At 70.0% G+C, this 16,354-nt stretch carries 18 protein-coding genes; 15 read left to right on the top strand and 3 right to left on the bottom strand.

Annotation, left to right across the window (positions count from 1 at the left end; all coding sequences use genetic code 11):
• Position 1 precedes the first annotated feature (1 nt).
• From OG885_RS04200 to OG885_RS04175, 6 genes are all read left to right on the top strand, one after another.
• Positions 2 to 442 (top strand): Lrp/AsnC family transcriptional regulator, encoded by a 441-nt coding sequence (locus tag OG885_RS04200; RefSeq protein WP_405726153.1) that lies wholly within the window; start codon positions 2 to 4, stop codon positions 440 to 442.
• 81 nt (positions 443 to 523) lie between these two features.
• The gene (locus tag OG885_RS04195) at positions 524 to 760 is read left to right on the top strand and encodes a hypothetical protein (RefSeq protein ID WP_405726150.1); all 237 of its coding nucleotides are present in this window, start codon (positions 524 to 526) and stop codon (positions 758 to 760) included.
• A 158-nt stretch (positions 761 to 918) separates the two neighbouring features.
• Positions 919 to 1,698 carry an alpha/beta fold hydrolase gene (locus OG885_RS04190; RefSeq protein ID WP_405726147.1) on the top strand — a complete coding sequence of 260 codons (780 nt, stop codon included), beginning with the start codon at positions 919 to 921 and terminating at the stop codon, positions 1,696 to 1,698.
• Between the two features lie 51 nt (positions 1,699 to 1,749).
• Positions 1,750 to 2,043, top strand: coding sequence for a hypothetical protein (locus OG885_RS04185; RefSeq protein WP_405726145.1), 294 nt, complete (start codon positions 1,750 to 1,752; stop codon positions 2,041 to 2,043).
• Between the two features lie 79 nt (positions 2,044 to 2,122).
• Positions 2,123 to 2,476 carry an ArsR/SmtB family transcription factor gene (locus OG885_RS04180; RefSeq protein WP_405726142.1) on the top strand — a complete coding sequence of 118 codons (354 nt, stop codon included), beginning with the start codon at positions 2,123 to 2,125 and terminating at the stop codon, positions 2,474 to 2,476.
• Complete coding sequence (locus OG885_RS04175; RefSeq protein WP_405726139.1) at positions 2,469 to 3,104, top strand: SRPBCC family protein; 636 nt, start codon at positions 2,469 to 2,471, stop codon at positions 3,102 to 3,104. Before OG885_RS04180 ends, OG885_RS04175 begins: the two co-directional genes overlap by 8 nt.
• Before the next feature lies 1 nt (position 3,105).
• On the opposite strand, the gene OG885_RS04170 is transcribed toward OG885_RS04175, so the two are convergent.
• The gene (locus OG885_RS04170) at positions 3,106 to 3,618 is read right to left on the bottom strand and encodes a hypothetical protein (protein WP_405726136.1); all 513 of its coding nucleotides are present in this window, start codon (positions 3,616 to 3,618) and stop codon (positions 3,106 to 3,108) included.
• A gap of 285 nt (positions 3,619 to 3,903) precedes the next feature.
• Between OG885_RS04170 and OG885_RS04165 the strand changes: the two genes are divergently transcribed.
• Entirely contained in the window at positions 3,904 to 5,241 is a 1,338-nt protein-coding gene (locus OG885_RS04165) for an endo-1,4-beta-xylanase (RefSeq protein WP_405726133.1), read from the top strand.
• Between the two features lie 61 nt (positions 5,242 to 5,302).
• On the opposite strand, the gene OG885_RS04160 is transcribed toward OG885_RS04165, so the two are convergent.
• Positions 5,303 to 5,932 carry a lipoprotein gene (locus tag OG885_RS04160; protein WP_405742567.1) on the bottom strand — a complete coding sequence of 210 codons (630 nt, stop codon included), beginning with the start codon at positions 5,930 to 5,932 and terminating at the stop codon, positions 5,303 to 5,305.
• 166 nt (positions 5,933 to 6,098) lie between these two features.
• Here OG885_RS04160 and OG885_RS04155 point away from each other — a divergent pair, with 166 nt between their 5' ends.
• The 4 genes from OG885_RS04155 to OG885_RS04140 all read left to right on the top strand — a co-directional run bounded on the left by OG885_RS04155 (position 6,099) and on the right by OG885_RS04140 (position 8,213).
• Positions 6,099 to 6,773, top strand: coding sequence for a DNA polymerase beta superfamily protein (locus OG885_RS04155; protein WP_405726131.1), 675 nt, complete (start codon positions 6,099 to 6,101; stop codon positions 6,771 to 6,773).
• Between the two features lie 99 nt (positions 6,774 to 6,872).
• The gene (locus OG885_RS04150) at positions 6,873 to 7,109 is read left to right on the top strand and encodes a hypothetical protein (protein ID WP_405726128.1); all 237 of its coding nucleotides are present in this window, start codon (positions 6,873 to 6,875) and stop codon (positions 7,107 to 7,109) included.
• Positions 7,106 to 7,264 carry a hypothetical protein gene (locus OG885_RS04145; protein ID WP_405726125.1) on the top strand — a complete coding sequence of 53 codons (159 nt, stop codon included), beginning with the start codon at positions 7,106 to 7,108 and terminating at the stop codon, positions 7,262 to 7,264. Before OG885_RS04150 ends, OG885_RS04145 begins: the two co-directional genes overlap by 4 nt.
• Before the next feature lie 28 nt (positions 7,265 to 7,292).
• The gene (locus OG885_RS04140; protein WP_405726122.1) at positions 7,293 to 8,213 is read left to right on the top strand and encodes a helix-turn-helix domain-containing protein; all 921 of its coding nucleotides are present in this window, start codon (positions 7,293 to 7,295) and stop codon (positions 8,211 to 8,213) included.
• A gap of 5 nt (positions 8,214 to 8,218) precedes the next feature.
• Here OG885_RS04140 and OG885_RS04135 read toward each other — a convergent pair whose 3' ends face one another.
• The gene (locus OG885_RS04135) at positions 8,219 to 11,872 is read right to left on the bottom strand and encodes a LamG-like jellyroll fold domain-containing protein (RefSeq protein WP_405726119.1); all 3,654 of its coding nucleotides are present in this window, start codon (positions 11,870 to 11,872) and stop codon (positions 8,219 to 8,221) included.
• 274 nt (positions 11,873 to 12,146) lie between these two features.
• On the opposite strand from OG885_RS04135, the gene OG885_RS04130 reads away from it, so the two are divergent.
• The 4 genes from OG885_RS04130 (at position 12,147) to OG885_RS04115 (ending at position 16,346) form a co-directional block, all read left to right on the top strand.
• Positions 12,147 to 13,166 carry a LacI family DNA-binding transcriptional regulator gene (locus OG885_RS04130; protein ID WP_405726116.1) on the top strand — a complete coding sequence of 340 codons (1,020 nt, stop codon included), beginning with the start codon at positions 12,147 to 12,149 and terminating at the stop codon, positions 13,164 to 13,166.
• Positions 13,167 to 13,318: 152 nt separating this feature from the next.
• The gene (locus OG885_RS04125) at positions 13,319 to 14,563 is read left to right on the top strand and encodes an extracellular solute-binding protein (protein WP_405726113.1); all 1,245 of its coding nucleotides are present in this window, start codon (positions 13,319 to 13,321) and stop codon (positions 14,561 to 14,563) included.
• A gap of 20 nt (positions 14,564 to 14,583) precedes the next feature.
• Positions 14,584 to 15,540: a carbohydrate ABC transporter permease gene (locus tag OG885_RS04120; protein WP_405726110.1), complete on the top strand. Its 957-nt coding sequence runs from the start codon at positions 14,584 to 14,586 to the stop codon at positions 15,538 to 15,540.
• The gene (locus OG885_RS04115) at positions 15,537 to 16,346 is read left to right on the top strand and encodes a carbohydrate ABC transporter permease (protein WP_405726107.1); all 810 of its coding nucleotides are present in this window, start codon (positions 15,537 to 15,539) and stop codon (positions 16,344 to 16,346) included. Before OG885_RS04120 ends, OG885_RS04115 begins: the two co-directional genes overlap by 4 nt.
• The last annotated feature ends 8 nt before the right edge of the window (positions 16,347 to 16,354 follow it).

The following is a 16,354-nucleotide window of genomic DNA, read 5'->3' as shown; positions in this document are numbered from 1 at the left end:
CATGGACGAGATCGACCGAGCCATCCTGCGCGAACTGCAGACCGACGGCCGTATCGCCTACGCCGACCTCGGCCCCAAGGTCGGCCTCTCGGCCTCCGCCGCCCGGCAGCGCCTGCAACGCCTCCTGGACGCCAAGGCCGTTCAGGTCGTCGGGGTCACCGACCCGATGGCGATGGGCGGCCAGGCCATGGCCCTGCTCGGCATCGGCGTGGACGGCGACCCCCGTGCCGTCGCCGACGAACTCGCCGGGCGCACCGAGGTGATCTACTCGGTGCTCACCTCCGGCGGCTTCGACCTGTTCGTCGAGGTCGTCGCCCCCGGACCGCGCGACCTGCTGGACTTCGTCAACGACGTCGTACGGGCCGTCGAGGGGGTCCGCGAGGTCCGCTCGTTCCCCTACTTCGGCATCCACACGCACCGCTTCCTGTGGGACGTCGGCTGACAGACCCGCGCGGAAGCTGATTGAGCCGCGCGGAGCGGGTACCCGGCCAGTCCCGGAACGACAACCGCTGGAGGGAGCCCCATGACCAGCAGCACGGAGACCGGCGGCGTGACCGGTACGCCGGACAAGGACTACAACCTCATCTGGTACGTCGAGGCGTGCCTCAACAACGCGCTGCGTCTGGAGTCGTACATCCAGGACGCCGAACGCGAGAAGGACAGCGAGGTCGCGGACCTCTTCCGCAAGGCCCAGGCGGACAGCCGCAAGGGTGCCGAGATCGGCAAGGGCCTGCTGCGCGCGCGACTGAACGGCGGCTGACCCCGGCCCACGGCGGCGCCCGGCACGGATCAACCGGCCGGGCGCCTCGTCATGGGCGTACCCGGGCGGTCGGCGCAGTGGCCCACCGCACGGTGACGCCGGCCCCGCGGGCGGCTACCGTACCGGTCAGTAACCCACGGGACCGCAGGGAGGCCGCCATGCCGCAGCTCGAAGTCGACGGCGCAGCACTGACGTACGACGACGAGGGCCCCCGCGACGGCGAGGGCGTGCCCCTGGTGTTCGTGCACGGCTGGACGGCCAACCGGCACCGCTGGGACCACCAGCTCGCGCACTTCGCCGAGAAGCGCCGGGTGATCCGCCTCGACCTGCGAGGCCACGGTGAGAGCGGCGGCGCAGGGGTGCGCACGATCGCGGAGCTGGCGGACGACGTCCTCGCGCTCCTGGACCATCTGGAGATCGAGCGCTGTGTCCTGGTCGGCCACTCGATGGGCGGCATGATCGCGCAGACCATCACGCTGGCCCACCCTGACCGCGTCGAGCGCCTGGTGCTGGTCAACTCGATCGGCCGCATGACCTACAGCCGGGGCAGGGGACTGCTGCTGGGCGTCTCGACGCTCGTCCCCTTCAAGCTGTTCGTCGCCACCAACATCCAGCGCGCGTTCGCTCCCGGCTACCCGCGCGACGAGATCCGCGCCTACGTCAGGGCCTCGGCGGACACCCCGCGCGAGGTCGTCATGACCCTGTACGGCGCCATGCGCGCCTTCGACGTCCTGGACCGGGTCGGCGAGATCGGCGTTCCCACCCTGATGATCCACGGCTACCACGACATCCAGCTGCCGGTACGGCAGATGCTGCGGATGGCGAAGGCCTATCGGGACGCCGAGGTCCGCATCCTCGACGCCGGTCATGAACTCCCGGTCGAGAAGCCGGAGGAGCTGACCCGGGCGCTGGACCGGTTCGTGCGCGTCCCGGCCTGAATCACCGGCCGCCCCGAACGCTCCTCCCCAGGGGACGACGGGGGGAGTCCGATGATGCCCGGACCTTGGGGTGACACGGCCGAACGGCGCAGGCGGCACGAGATCCGGATGCGCCGGGCCCGGGTGCGGGCTGCCAGGCGCTCGCGGGAGCATGCCGAGCGGCGCCGTGCGGAGGGGCTGACGCACCAGGAGATCCACCGCCGCCGACGGGCCGGGTGGCGTCGGGTGTGGGGGACGGGCGCCGTCCTGCTGGGCGCCTTCACGGTGATGACCGCACATGAGGTGCGGGCGGCGGACGACGACCCCGCCTTCGACACGGCGATCGCCCTCGCCACGACGACCTGATCGGCGGACCGGTGGGGCATGCCCAGGGGATTTATTTAAGTGTTGCCTTATATAAGTGGCTCATGGCATAGTCGGGAACGTGCACGCCTTCGACGTACTGGGAGATCCGGTCAGACGCCGGATATTGGAGCTGCTCGCCTCGGGTGAGCAGACGTCGGGCGAGGTCAGCGCGGTGATCCGGAGCGAGTTCGGGATCTCCCAACCGGCCGTCTCACAGCATCTGCGGGTGCTGCGGGAGAGCGGATTCGCGTCCGTGCGGGCCGAGGGAACGCGACGGTTGTACGCCGTCCAGGCCGAGCCCCTCCGTGAGGTGGACGCCTGGCTGGACCGGTTCCGGGGGTTCTGGGAGCAGCGCCTCGACGCGCTGGGGACGGAGCTCGCGCGAGGCAAGCGTGAGCGCAGACCGAGAGAGGAAACGAGCGGAGATGACTGACTTCGTCGAGGAGATCAAGCGGCTGCACCGGGAGGTCGGCACGCGCGAGGTCGACGCGGGCGACGCCCGCACCGTGCTGTTGCGGCGCACCTATGAGGCCGACATCGCCGACGTGTGGGACGCGGTGACCTCGCCCGAGCGCATCAGCCGCTGGTTCCTGCCGGTCAGCGGTGAGTTCAAGGTCGGCGGCCGCTATCAGCTGGAGGGCCAGGCAGGCGGCGAGATCCTGGAGTGCGTGGCGCCGGAGCGGCTCAGGGTGAGCTGGCTGTTCGGGCCTGACCCGGGTTTCAGCGAGGTCGAGGTCCGGCTGACCGCCGAGGGCGAGGGGCGGACCGTGTTCGTGCTGGAGCACGTGGCCGTCGTACCGGACGCGTTCTGGGGCCAGTACGGCCCGGGCGCCACCGGCGTCGGCTGGGACCTGATGTCCCTCGGTCTCGCCCTGCACCTCGCCGGTGGCGCCATGACCCAGGAGGAGGCGGTGGCCTGGCAGCTCTCCGACGAGGGCAAGGAATGCGCGACCCGCTCCGGCGAGGCCTGGGGCGCGGCGTACCGCGCGTCGGGCGCGGACACCGGGACCGTCGAGTCCACGACCGCGGCGACGATCGCCTTCTACACAGGCGCTCAGTAACTCACCTCCAGCTATGGGCGACGTCCACCACCACCCGGTCGTCGACGCGCAGGACCCGGAACGGCAGCCGGGCGCGGACGCCGAGGCCGAACTGGGTGTCGCCCTCGAAGCTGCCCACGAAGCGGGCGTCCCGGAAGGTGCGGTACCCGTCCAGGTCCACGCCGGGCAGCGGGCGGCCCACCCGGCCGGGATAGGTGGGGGCGCCGGTGTCGATGTCGTACGCGGGTGCCGCCACCCGCACCTCCAGGACCGCTCCGCCCGCGACCGGGACGAGCCGGCCCGAGCCGTCCTGGTGGACCTGGTCGACGTACCGGACGGAATAGCCGAGGCCGGCCTTCTCGGCGCCGGGTATGTCGACGACGAGCCGGTCGTAGCAGGTGTGGTGGCCGGTCCTGGCGTTCGTCACCGAGTCCGTGGAGCCGACCGCGCGGCTCTTGTCGAGGCTGCCCCAGCCGGTGGGGCAGCTGGTGGTGGCCTGTGCGGGTACCGCGGCCACGCCGAGCGTCGCACTCATGAGGGCGACGGTGGCCCATGTCGTTCTGCTGCGTCGCATGATGTCCCCCGGGATTCATGTGTCTGTTATCTGATGAGACAACCCGGTTCGCGAAAAGGTTGCACCTTGTCCCGGTACAACTTTCCGAAACATTCGAGTTCCCGATCGCATGCCTGAGCGGCAGGGGGCGGTCTTCGGCCAATCGCGAGAGGTGGGTGCGCACCCTGTTGACGCTGTGACAGCTGGCCCCTACCGTCTCGGCGAAATTCCGGAAAGTCATCGAAACTTTCGAATGGAAGGGGCGAGATGGTCACCCGCACACCCATCCTCCTGACCGTACTGGCGATGGCCGGCGTCGCCGTGCTCTCGGGCACGGCGGACGCGGCCTCCACGCTGGGGGCCTCGGCCGCCGAGCAGGGCCGCTATTTCGGCACCGCGGTCGCCGCGAGTCATCTGGGCGAATCGGCGTACGCCTCCACGCTCGACACCGAGTTCAACTCGGTCACGCCCGAGAACGAGATGAAGTGGGACGCCGTCGAGAGCACCCGCAACTCGTTCAACTTCAGCGCCGCCGACCAGATCGTCAGCCATGCGCAGAGCAAGGGCATGAAGGTCCGTGGCCACACCCTGGTCTGGCACTCCCAGCTGCCCGGCTGGGTGTCGGGTCTCGCCGCGTCCGACCTCAGAACGGCCATGAACAACCACATCACCCAGGTCATGACCCACTACAAGGGCAAGATCCACTCCTGGGACGTGGTCAACGAGGCGTTCCAGGACGGCAGCAGCGGCGCCCGGCGCAGCTCGCCCTTCCAGGACAAGCTCGGCAACGGCTTCATCGAGGAGGCGTTCCGCACCGCCCGCGCCACCGACCCCGCGGCCAAGCTCTGTTACAACGACTACAACACCGACGGTGTCAACGCGAAGAGCACCGCCGTCTACAACATGGTCAAGGACTTCAAGGCGCGCGGCGTCCCCATCGACTGCGTGGGCTTCCAGTCCCACTTCAACAGCGCCTCCCCGGTCCCCTCCGACTACCAGGCCAACCTCCAGCGCTTCGCCGACCTCGGCGTCGACGTCCAGATCACCGAGCTGGACATCGAGGGCTCCGGCAGCTCCCAGGCCACCAGTTACAGCAACGTCGTCAAGGCCTGCCTCGCCGTCTCGCGCTGCACCGGCATCACCGTGTGGGGCATCACCGACAAGTACTCCTGGCGCGCCAGCGGCACCCCGCTGCTCTTCGACGGCAACTACACCAAGAAGGCCGCCTACACCGCCGTACTGACCGCACTCGGCGGCAGCGGATCCGGCGGTGGCGGTGGCGGAGGTGGCGGGGGTACGGCGTCCTGCAGCGTCTCCTACAGCAAGCAGGAGGAGTGGAGCGACCGCTACAACGGCAAGGTGACCGTCACCGCGGGCAGCACCGCGATCAGCGCCTGGACCACGACCGTCACCCTGACCTCCCCGCAGAAGATCTCCGCGACCTGGAACGGGACCCCCACCTGGGACAGCAGCGGCAACGTCATGACCATGAAGCCGAACGGCAACGGCAGCCTCGCCGCCGGAGCCTCCACGAGCTTCGGCTTCACCGTCATGAAGAACGGCAGCACCGCGGCACCCGCGGTCGGATCCTGTACGGCGTCCTGACCGACGCGCGATCACCGACGGCCCGGCGCGGCAGGCGAGTCCACCGCGCCGGGCCGTCGGCTCAGCCGGTGCGCAGCGTCTTCCTCGCCAGCTCGAACGCCGGGAGCATGTCCTGGTGCTCCTCGGTGTCCGCGCCGCCGAGGTGGACGACGACGGGGCCGTCCGGGGTGACGACGGCGAAGGCGCTCTCCTGCTTGGTCCCGTCCAGGAGTTCGCTGGTGGCGAGGTACTCGACCGCGACACCGGGGAGGCCGCCCGCCTCGAACGTGCTGTACCGCGCCTTCTTCGCCCCGTCCTGCGCCGTGACGAACGCCTGGAGTACGGCCCGGGCGTCGCCGCCCTTTCCGGACTCGCCGGTGTAGACGCGGAGGAAGCCGAGGTGCCCGGCGGGCTTGGCGTCGATCTCGCACACCAGCGTGACCGGCCCCTGGCGCAGCAGGGACGCCAAGTCCTCGTCGACCTCGGCCGCATCGCCGCCGTCCGCCTCGGCGTCCGCCGCCGAGCCGTCGATGGCGTCCGCCTTCCACTCGGCGGCGAGGTCGAAGCCGACCGGCAGAAGACAGGCGGAGCCGGCCGCGCCGACCCTGCCACCGCTCCTGACCTCCTCGGCAGGGCTCACGGACGGGCTCGCAGTCGGGCTCGGGGACGACCCGGCGTCCGTCTCCGCGGTCCCGGAGCAGCCTGCCAACACGCTCACCAGCACGGCCGCTCCAGCCGTCCGCCACCAAGCCTTCCCCACCCCGACCAGCACCGCGCCGACTCCCTCGGATCCCTGCCCCGAATAAATCTGATGACCGCATCCTCGCAGGTCACCAGAATGAGGCGGACGACCCCGCCCCGAGGAGAGGTGACCGGCCATGACCGTCCCGAACGTACTGCTGTCCGGCATCGTCGGCTCCACCGCCTACGGCCTCGCCCACGCGGACTCCGACGTGGACCGCCTCGGCATGTTCGCCGCCCCCACCGAAGCCCTGCACGGCCTGCACCCGCCGAAGGAGTCACACGTCAGCACCGCCCCCGACCGGACCCTGCACGAGGCCGCGAAGTGGTGCCGGCTCGCCCTGGGCGGCAACCCCACCGCGATGGAACTCGCCTGGCTGCCGCCGGAGTTGTACGAGGTCCGCACCCTGCTCGGCGACGAACTCATCGGCCTGCGCACCGCGTTCCTGAGCGCCAGGCGGGTCCGGGACGCCTATCTCGGGTACGCCACCCAGCAGTTCCGCCGTCTGGAGAACCGCGAGCCCGACGCCCGCACGGCGAAGCACGCCCGCCACCTCAAACGGCTGTGCCACCAGGGCCTGGAGCTGTACACCACCGGAAACCTCACTATCCGCGTCGAGAACCCGGCGGAGTACGTCGAGTTCGGCGAGCGCGTCAAGGCCGACCCGACGGCCGCGCGCCCGCTCCTCGCGCACTACGAGTCGGCCTTCGCCGAGTCCCGCCCGGCACTGCCGGAGCAGCCCGACGAGGCGCCGGTCGAGGCATGGCTGCGGCGGGTGCGCGCGCACTTCTACGCGACGGCCGGGGTGTAGGTCCCGAACAGGCAAAGGGCATGGCCGCCAGGGAGAAGACCTGACCCCGTCGCGCGGGTTCACTGGCGGCCATTCACCCGCGCCCCGAGGGAGCCGACCATGCCCGAAGTCGCCGGCGGAGAGTTCTGGAAGAACCTCAAGCCGATCACGAACTCCTTCAAGCCCGACGCCCTGCCCGAGGTCCATCTGTCCCAGGCGGCCACCGACGACGACCGGTACTACGTGCCCTTCACCGCTATCTGGAGCGGCCCTGGACCGCACACGCCGGTGACTTCGTCTACGAGGCTCCGGGCGAGGGGCACACGCTCGTGGCCTATGAGAGCGACGAGCCGATGAAGACGTTCTTCATCGTGAAGGGGCCGCTGATCTGGCTGGACGAGAACGGCGAGCCGGACGGATACTTCGACGTCCACGACTACATCGAGATGTGCCGCACGCACTACGACAAGGTCGGCATCGGAGCCGCATACGTGAACTCGCTGTTCCGCTAGTCCGGTCGGCGAGGGGCAGGAGGACCGGGTGAGCGTGCCCCTCGTCTCCCGGGTGTCCACGCTCGCCATGGACTGCGCCGACCGGATCGCCTTCTGGGAGGAGTACAACCGGCGGGAACTGGTCGGCCTGACCTGCTCGTCGTACTCCGAGGACGGCCTGCTGGCCACGCAGACCAACTACCGGCTGGGCGGCCTGCGGCTCGCCGAGATCAGCGGCAACGAACATGTCATCCAGCGCACCCGGCGGACCTGCGAGGACCTCCCCAAGGACGCGGTGTTCGTCAGCCTGCTGACCGACGGCCAGGCGGTCTTCTTCCACGAGGGCGGCTGTCTCACCGTCCGGGCGGGCGACATCGTCCTCTACGACACCCGGCGCTCGTACCTGTTCGGCTTCCCCACCCGGATGCGCCAGCTCCTCATGGACATCCCGCGCGAGCTGTTCGCCGAACGATGTGCCGACCGGGAGGTGTCGGCGCCCCTGCTGTTCGACCGGGGAGCCGCGGCAACCGCCCTGGAGTCGGCGCTGTCCGACTGGGCGGCCGGAGCCGCGGGCGAGGACCCGGCGCCCACCGAGGAGACGGTGCTGGACCTGGTCCGCACGCTGACGGCGCCCCGCGCGGGCGGCCGGTCCGCCCTGCTGGCGATGGCCCGCTCGTACATCGACCGGCATCTGACCGACCCCGGGCTGAGCGCCGAGCGAGTCGCGGCGGCCGTCGGGGTGTCCCCCCGGCACCTGAGCCGCGTGTTCGCACCGAGCGGCGTCAGCCCGGCCCGGTACCTCCTCGCACGGCGACTGGCCCGGGCCCACGAGCAGTTGGGCGACCCCGGCTCCCGCCATATGACGGTCGCCGAGATCGCCCACCGCTGGGGATTCGCCGGCCAGGCGCACTTCACCCGGGTCCACCGCGACCACTACGGCCGTACGCCCGGTGCCGTGCGCCCGCGCTGATCAGCTCACCGGACCTCCCTCGCGTACGGCGCGACCGTGATCCGGTCGATCAGCGGGGCGTAGCGGGAGCGGAGCAGTACGCCGGGGAAGGTGTCCGAGGCGTAGGTCGTGCCGTCGAAGTTCGGCAGCTCCTCGGAGCGGAAGGTGACGGTGTTCTCGCCCTTCTTCAACTGGACCGGGACGGTCAGCTCCCAGAAGTTGTTCTGGTGGAAGCTGTGCGGGAAACCGACCCGCCGGGCATCGCCGCCGTTGACGCTGATGTCCGCGTGGCGGGCGAGCGGGTCCGGGTTGTAGTGGGTGGCCTCCGACTGCTCGGGGTTGGAGTAGCGGACACGGAGGGCGTAGAGGCCGGCCCGGTCCGCGGAGACGGTGAACCTCGCGGTGTTGGCGTTGCCCGGGGCGCCGCCGATCCCGGTGATCGCCGTTCCGTCGGTGGCCAGGGACAGCGGGGTCAGCGTGGTCGAGCCGGCGAGGACGGCGTCCTTGGCCTCGTACGTCCGCACCGGCAGGGTGCCCTCGGTGGGCGTGACCGAGAGGCGGTCGACCAGCACGGGGGACGAACTTCCGGTCAGCGTCACCTTGTTGAGGCCGCCGGAGAGGGAGACCGCGACACTGGTCCGGTCCTTGGCGAGGCGCAGGACGTCGTGGCCGTTGACGGCGAGGCGGGCGCCGGTGCCGCCGAGGCTGTCGACCTTGAGGGTGGCCTCGCCCTCGGCGGGGGAGTAGACCCAGAACGTGGCCGTCTGGCCCTTCGCGAGCCGGGCCGCGCCCGAGCCCGTGGCCGCGCGCTTCGGCAGGTCGTACACGGGCTGCGCTCCACCGCCCAGCCAGGCCAGCTCGCCCTCGTACACCCGCGTTCCCGCCGAGGCCGCCGGCAGCGTCAGGGTGAGGCGGTCGACGATGGCGTCGCCCTTGGTGACCCGCTTGCCGTCGAGGCTCTTCGCGGCGAGTGTCAGGGTGTGCTTGCCCTTGGTGAGGTGGACCTGGGTGTCGGTGTGGTCCCAGACCACCCACTTGTAGCCGAGGGGCAGGTTCACCTCCTGCTCGCCGTCCGCCTTGCCGTCGACCCGCAGGAAGACGTTGGTGGGACCCTGCTCCTTCACCTTGTCGTAGGTGTTGAGGGAGTTGGCGAAGACGCTCAGGTCGTAGGTGCCGTCCTCGGGCACGTCCACGGTGAAGTCGAGCGTGACGTCCGAGCCGGTGCGCAGACCGCCGACGTCGTAACCGCCGGAGGTGTAGAACTTCGACACGTCACGCGGTGAGCCCTCGGGCCCGTTCTTGGACCAGCCGGACCCGGTGTGGGCCGCGTCCTCCGCCTCGTACGAACCCTGCCAGCGGACGGGTGCGCTCTGCGTGGCCTTGGCTTTGCCCGCCGGACTGAGGACGATCTCGTACGCCGAGGACTCCTTCAGCGTCGGCAGTGTGCCGTCGCCGAAGTCGACGACCACCTTGCCGTCGTCACCGACCTTGAGGTTCGTCTCGGTGAGCAGCTTCGGGCCGGAGTTGTCGCCGACCTGGCCGCTCCACTCGATCTCCCGTACCCAGGCGTGTACTTGAGAGCCGAAGACCTTCTTCGGGACGTTGTCGAAGGTGATGTGGCCCTTGCCGGTGGAGCCGCCGAAGAGCAGCCGGGCCTGCTTCTTCTTCGCGTCGACGGTGGCGACGCCCTGCATGGTGTAGTTCTCGCCGGGGAACGGCGGGGTCACCGACACCGTGTGCCCGGTCATCGAGGCGTACGAATTGAGCAGCCACCACTGGCCGTTGCCGCGGTTGGACTGCACCGCGGAGTCGGAGAGGTTGCCGTCGATGTTCCAGTAGGCGATGTCGGCGTCGACCTTGGACTCCTCGATCGCGGACACCCACTGGATCATCTGGCCCGGCACCGAGGTGTGGTAGTTGAAGGCGTACTCGTTGATGTTGACGGGGAGTTGGGTCCCTTCGCGGGCCGTGCCCTTGAACAGGTCCTTCTCCCAGGTCCGGTACTTGGCGACGCTCTCGCGCACCGCCTCCGGGTGGCTCAGCTCGTGCCAGGTGATGACGTCGGGGAGGGTGTCGGCGGCCAGGGTGTGGGTGAGGAAGCCCTTCACCTGGTCGTACAGGACACTGGTGTTGGGGCCGGCTATGCGGGCGTCCGGCATCCTGCCCTTGATGAGCTTGTACGCGGAGTCCCAGGCGGCGAAGAAGGCGGCGGGGTCGTTGAGCCAGCTGACCTTGTCGTAACTCCACTGACCGGTACCGAACATATTGCCCTCGGGCTCGTTGAACGGCACGAAGACGATGTTGTCCCGGTACTCCTCGGGGAGTTGGAGCACCTGGTCGACCTGCTTGGCCAGCTTCTCCTCGTAGAGCTTCAGCTTCTCGGCCGGGGTGTCGCCGGGCCACTCGTAGGGGAAGCCGCGGTGGATGTCCGTCATGTAGATGTACACATCGCCGTCGGTGGAGTCGGCCAGCGGCTTCACCACCTCCAGGGCATCGGCACCCGGGTGCTGGGGGCCGTCCTGCGCCTTGGTGGAGACCGTGCGCAGGCCCATGCCCTCGATCAGGTTGTTCGTCGGGACGTCCGGTCCGTACACCCCGTAGAGGGTGCCGGAGGCACCGCCGTGGAACGCCCCGGTGTCCGAGCCGAGGTCGACGGTGAGGGCGCCCTCGCGGACCACGGTGACCTTCGCCTCGACGGCGCGTCCGGCCGCCTTGCCCGCCACGCTGAAGGTGCCGGGCCGCGCGTACTTCTCGGACGGCACGGCGTCCCAGGCGATCGGGGTGTCGCGGTCGTAGCCGTCGGAGTAGGCGGAACGCACGGCCGCGGGGAGGGACGGGGCGGTGCCGGTGGTCGTACGGACGTCGAAGGAGGACTGCGCGAGCTCGCCGACGGTCGGGACCGCGTCGACCAGGCCGGCCACCTGGTCGGCGTTCAACGCCGCGTGCCAGACCGTGAAGTCGTCGATCGCGCCCTTGAGGAGGGGGTCGGGCCAGAAGGACTTGCCGATGTACCCGGCGGCCGTGGCCGAGCTGTCCAGCAGTTCCTTGGCCTTGATGCCGGTCGCGGAGGAGGAGACGGCGACACCGTCGAGGTACGTGGTGAGCCGGCCGGCCGCGGTGTCGAGGGTGACGGTGACCGTGCGCCACTCGTCCGCCGGGAGCATCGCATAGCCGCGGACCTGGGTCTCCGCGCCGCCCCCGCCGGTGGTCACGGAGGTCTGGAACAGTCCGTTGCCGTTGTAGGGGGTGCTGAACAGGTACTTCGTGGTGTCGGTGCCCAGGTCGAAGAGGCGCTGCCAGGACGACTTCTCGCCGCTCCATTTCACGCGGGCGGAGACGGTCAGGTCACTGGAGTCGCCGACCACGTCACGGGGGAGGCGGACGTAGGCGCCGTCGGAGGTGGGCGCTCCGCCGGGCAGGGAGAGGGCCTTGCCGCCGCCCGTGCCGTCGACGGACCGGGCGGTGGAGCCGTTGACCAGGGTCGCGGTGAGGCCGTTGCCGGAGCTGTCGGTGATCCGGCCGGAGGCCAGGTCGTCCTGGTCGAAGGTGTAGTGGGCGGTGGGCTGCGGGGTGTCGGCCGCCTGCGCGGGCACGGCGGGTGCGGCCAGCAGGCCCGCGCCGAGGGTCAGGGCGACGGCGGCGGGGGCGCGGCGCAGGGCTGGTCTTTCGGGGGATGCCATGGATTGCGTCCTCAATCCTTGAGTAACAGCAAGGCGAACCGGTTCGACAGCGCCAAGGAGGAGGCCCAGCCGTCCCTTCGGATCTTCCTGTCGAACCGGTTCGGCAAGCTAGCACCGGGGCATCAGGCGGGCAATCCCCTCGACACCAGGAAATCTCGATACCGACGCAGGTGTTGACAGCCGCTCCGGCCGTTCTTACCGTCACTTCACGCGAACCGGTTCGACAGCGGTCCGCAAGCGAACCGGTACGGCGTACGCGACGAAGGAGTCCCCCGTGAACATCGGTGAGATCGCCCGGCGGGCCGGTGTCTCGCGCAGCACCGTGTCCTACGCGCTGAGCGGCAAGCGCCCGGTCTCGGAGGACACCCGCCGCAAGATCCAGCAGGTCGTCGACGAACTGGGCTACCGGCCCAGCGCCAGCGCCCGCGCCCTGGCCAACGGGCGGACCAGCACCATCGGGCTGGTCTTCCCGCCGGCCGGGAACCACTACACGGGCATGCAGCTCGACTTCATCGGCAGCGTGGTGGAGGCCGCCGCGGCCTACGACTACGACGTGCTGCTGTCGCCCAGCGGCGTCGACAGCGACCGTTCCTTCCAGCGGCTGCTGGGGGAGCGGCGGGTGGACGGCGCGATCCTGATGGAGATCAGGCTGGCGGACGACCGGGTCGACCACCTGGCCGAGCTGGACTTCCCCTCCGTCGCCATCGGCCGCACCGCCCACCCCGAGGGCGGCTGGTGGGTGGCCCTGGACCACACCGCCCTCGCGGCGGCGTGCGTCCACCACCTGGCGGACCTCGGCCACCGCCGGGTCGCCTTCGTCAACCGGCCCGAACAGCTGCTGCGGGCCGGGTACGAGTCCGCCCACCGCGGCCTGGACGGCTTCACCAAGGCCGCCGCCGAGCGCGGGCTGACGGTCCGGACGTACTGCTGCGGGGACGACGCGGCCTCGGGCCAGACCTGTGTGGAACGCATCCTGCGCGACGACCCGGAGACCACCGCCCTGGTCACCCTGAACGAGGCCGCCCTCGGCGGTATCTACCGGGGGCTCGCCCAGGCGGGCCGCCACGTCCCCCGCGACTTCTCCGTCACCGGCGTCGTGGCCGGCCGCTGGGCGGAGACGGTGACCCCGCCGCTCACCGCGGCGGACGTACCGGCGGCCGAACTGGGCCGTCTCGCCGTCGAGTTGCTGGTGGAGCGGCTCGACCATCCTGACGCGCCGCCCCGCCATCATCTGCTCACGCCGCCGATCTCGCTGCGGGCCAGCACCGGGCCCGCGGGGAGCGCCACCGTCTGACCCCGCCCCTCCCGAAATCCCTTCTCAGCGCAACCGCACCACGGCGCCGTTCGCCGTGCCCTCTTTCGCCCGGCACCCCACTGCCTCGGCACCTCCCTGCCCGAAACGCCCGTGCCTCGGCACCCGCATGCCCAGAATCGAAGGAACCCGCGATGAACAGCACCTCAAGGCGCCGTCGCCTGACCGCCGCCGCCCTCACCGCCCTGGCCGTCGCCGTCACCTCCACCGCCTGTGGCTCCGGCTCGGACGGTGGATCGAACACGGCGGACAGCGGGACGTACACGATCTGGGACCCCTACCCCCAGTTCGACAAGAGCTCGGCCTGGTCGAAGCTGTTGGACTCCTGTGGCACCGAGGCCGGTGTGAAGGTCAAGCGGACCGCCTTCGACACCAGCGACCTGTCGAACAAGGCGCTGCTCGCGGCCCAGCAGGACAACTCCGCGGACGTCCTCATCGTCGACAACCCGGTGGTGTCGACCCTCGCCGAGGCGGGTGTGCTCACCACGACCGACGACAACAAGCTGGACACCTCCAAGGTCGACCCCAACCTGCTGGCGGCCGGCCAGACCGGCGGCAAGACATACGGCACCCCGATCGGCGCCAACACCCTCGCCCTCTACTACAACAAGGACATCCTGAAGAAGGCCGGCGTCGACATCACCTCGATCAAGGACTGGGCCTCGCTGACGGCGGCCCTGGCCAAGGTCGACAAGGCCGGCAAGAAGGGCATCACCTTCTCCGCGATCGGCACCGAGGAGGGCAGCTTCCAGTTCCTGCCCTGGTTCTGGGGATCGGGCGCCCAGCTGACCCAACTCGACTCCGCCGAAGGCGTTTCGGCGCTCGCGCTGTGGAGCGACTGGCTGAAGAAGGGGTACGCGCCCAACTCGGTCATCAACAACACCCAGACCACCAGCTGGCAGGAGTTCGCCAGCGGCGACTACGCCTTCGCCGAGAACGGCACCTGGCAGCTCGCCAACGCCAAGAAGGCCGGATTCGCGTACGGCGTCCTGCCGATACCCGGCGCCAAGGGCGGCAACGCGGCGGCCCCGACCGGCGGCGAGTTCGTCACCCTCCCGGTCCAGAGCGACACCGGCCGCTACGCCACCACGCAGAAGCTCGTCGCCTGTCTGACCAACACCGACCACCTCTACGACACCGACACCACCCTGTCCTACGTGGCCCCCACCAGCGAGGTCCAGGCCAAGCAGGTCGCGGCGAACGCCGAGTTGAAGCCGTGGGTCGACGCGGTCAAGGCGGCCCGGGGGCGGACCAGTGACGACCTGGGCACCAAGTACCCGAAGATCTCCGAGCAGTTGTGGAAGGCCGTCCAGTCCGCCCTCAGCGGCTCGAACTCCCCGAAGGACGCACTGTCCGCCGCCCAGTCCGCCGTCAAGTGACCCCACGTCAGGGCGATCTGATGAGTGCCACCCTCCAGAAGTCGGACCACCGGGCCACGCTCGGCGGCCCGGCCCCCGCCGCACCGCGCCGCCGCCCCACCTCCCAGCAGTGGGCCGCCTGGGCGTTCCTCACCCCGGTCACGCTCTACCTCGTCCTCTTCTACGCCTATCCGCTCTACCGCAACCTCGACCTGAGCCTGCGCAACTACACCGTCCGCTCCTTCGTCCAGGGTGACGCGCCCTTCACCGGCCTCGCCAACTACCGCACGGTCCTGGACGACCCGACCTTCGCCCCCGCCCTGCTGCACACCGTGGTCTTCACCGCCGTGTGCCTGGTCTTCCAGTACGCATTCGGTCTGGCCCTCGCGGTCTTCTTCAACCAGCACTTCCGGCTCTCGGCCACCCTGCGCGCCCTGTTCCTGGTGCCGTGGCTGCTGCCGCTGATCGTGTCGGCCTCCACCTGGTCCTGGATGCTCAACAGCGAATCGGGCATCGTGAACGCCCTCTTGAGCGCCGTCGGCATCGACCCGGTCAACTGGCTGACCTCGCCGGACTGGTCACTGACCTCGGTGATCATCGCCAACGTCTGGATCGGCGTCCCCTTCAACCTGGTCGTGCTCTACAGCGGCCTCCAGTCCATCCCGACCTCGCTGTACGAGGCCGCCGCCCTCGACGGCGCGGGCGCCTGGCAGCGGTTCTGGCGGATCACCTTCCCGCTGCTGCGCCCGGTCTCCGCGATCACCCTGCTGCTGGGCCTCGTCTACACGCTCAAGGTCTTCGACATCATCTGGATCATGACCAAGGGCGGTCCCGCGGACTCGTCCACCACCTTCGCCACCTGGTCCTACCAGCTCGGCTTCGGCAACCTGGTGCCCGCCTTCGGCCCGGGCGCGGCCGTCGGGAACCTCCTCGTGGTCGCCGCGCTGGTCTTCGGCCTGGTCTACGTCCGGGTGCAGAGAAAGCAGGCGCTGTCATGAAGACAGGTTGGAAGACGGCCCTCGGTGTGCTGCTGACGGGAATCATGCTCTTCCCGGTCTACTGGATGGTCAACGTGTCCTTCACCCGCGACGAGGACATGCGCAAGAGCCCGCCCGACCTGTTCCCGCTCCACGGCACACTCGACGGCTACCGAGCCGTCCTCGACGACCAGTTGCCCTACCTCGGCACCAGCCTCGTCGTCGGACTCGGCACCGTCCTGCTGACCGTGGCCCTGGCCGCGCCCGCCGGTTACGCCCTGGCCAAGCTGCGCCCGCGCGGGGGCGGCGTGCTGAGCTTCGTCCTGCTGGCCGCCCAGATGATCCCCGGCATCATCATGGCGATGGGCTTCTACGCCATCTACCTCCAGCTCGACCTGCTCCAGTCCGTCCCCGGCCTGATCGTCGCCGACTCCACCCTGGCCGTGCCCTTCGCGGTGCTCATCTTCACCGCCTTCATGTCCGGCATCCCCGGCGAACTCCTCCAGGCCGCCCGGACCGACGGCGCCGGACCGCTGCGCACCTTCTGGTCCGTCGTGCTGCCGATGAGCCGCAACGCCGTCGTCACGGTGTCGCTGTTCGCGTTCCTGTGGTCCTGGTCCGACTTCGTGCTGGCCAGCACCCTCGTCAACGGCGGTGCCCACGAGCCGATCACGCTCGGCATCTACCACTACATCGGCAACAACAACCAGGAGTGGAACGCCATCATGGCCACCGCCGTCGTGGCCTCCCTGCCCGCCGCGGTCATCCTCGTCCTCGCCCAGCGCTATGTCGCCGCCGGCGTGACCGCCGGTGCGGTCAAGGACTGACGCCACCT

The sequence above is a fragment of the Streptomyces sp. NBC_00028 genome, from assembly GCF_045041065.1.
GTDB lineage: Bacteria > Actinomycetota > Actinomycetes > Streptomycetales > Streptomycetaceae > Streptomyces.
The sequence above is the reverse complement of the archived record's forward strand: the minus strand, read 5'-3'. Positions and strand labels throughout refer to the sequence as shown.

Bases quoted from the DNA above. Each gene is read 5' to 3' on its own strand.
- OG885_RS04200 (WP_405726153.1), top strand. From the start codon at position 2: ATGGACGAGATCGACCGAGCCATCCTGCGCGAACTGCAGACCGACGGC.
- OG885_RS04195 (WP_405726150.1), top strand. From the start codon at position 524: ATGACCAGCAGCACGGAGACCGGCGGCGTGACCGGTACGCCGGACAAG.
- OG885_RS04190 (WP_405726147.1), top strand. From the start codon at position 919: ATGCCGCAGCTCGAAGTCGACGGCGCAGCACTGACGTACGACGACGAG.
- OG885_RS04185 (WP_405726145.1), top strand. From the start codon at position 1,750: ATGATGCCCGGACCTTGGGGTGACACGGCCGAACGGCGCAGGCGGCAC.
- OG885_RS04175 (WP_405726139.1), top strand. From the start codon at position 2,469: ATGACTGACTTCGTCGAGGAGATCAAGCGGCTGCACCGGGAGGTCGGC.
- OG885_RS04170 (WP_405726136.1), bottom strand. From the start codon at position 3,618: ATGAGTGCGACGCTCGGCGTGGCCGCGGTACCCGCACAGGCCACCACC.
- OG885_RS04165 (WP_405726133.1), top strand. From the start codon at position 3,904: ATGGTCACCCGCACACCCATCCTCCTGACCGTACTGGCGATGGCCGGC.
- OG885_RS04155 (WP_405726131.1), top strand. From the start codon at position 6,099: ATGACCGTCCCGAACGTACTGCTGTCCGGCATCGTCGGCTCCACCGCC.
- OG885_RS04150 (WP_405726128.1), top strand. From the start codon at position 6,873: ATGCCCGAAGTCGCCGGCGGAGAGTTCTGGAAGAACCTCAAGCCGATC.
- OG885_RS04145 (WP_405726125.1), top strand. From the start codon at position 7,106: ATGAAGACGTTCTTCATCGTGAAGGGGCCGCTGATCTGGCTGGACGAG.
- OG885_RS04135 (WP_405726119.1), bottom strand. From the start codon at position 11,872: ATGGCATCCCCCGAAAGACCAGCCCTGCGCCGCGCCCCCGCCGCCGTC.
- OG885_RS04125 (WP_405726113.1), top strand. From the start codon at position 13,319: ATGAACAGCACCTCAAGGCGCCGTCGCCTGACCGCCGCCGCCCTCACC.
- OG885_RS04120 (WP_405726110.1), top strand. From the start codon at position 14,584: ATGAGTGCCACCCTCCAGAAGTCGGACCACCGGGCCACGCTCGGCGGC.
- OG885_RS04115 (WP_405726107.1), top strand. From the start codon at position 15,537: ATGAAGACAGGTTGGAAGACGGCCCTCGGTGTGCTGCTGACGGGAATC.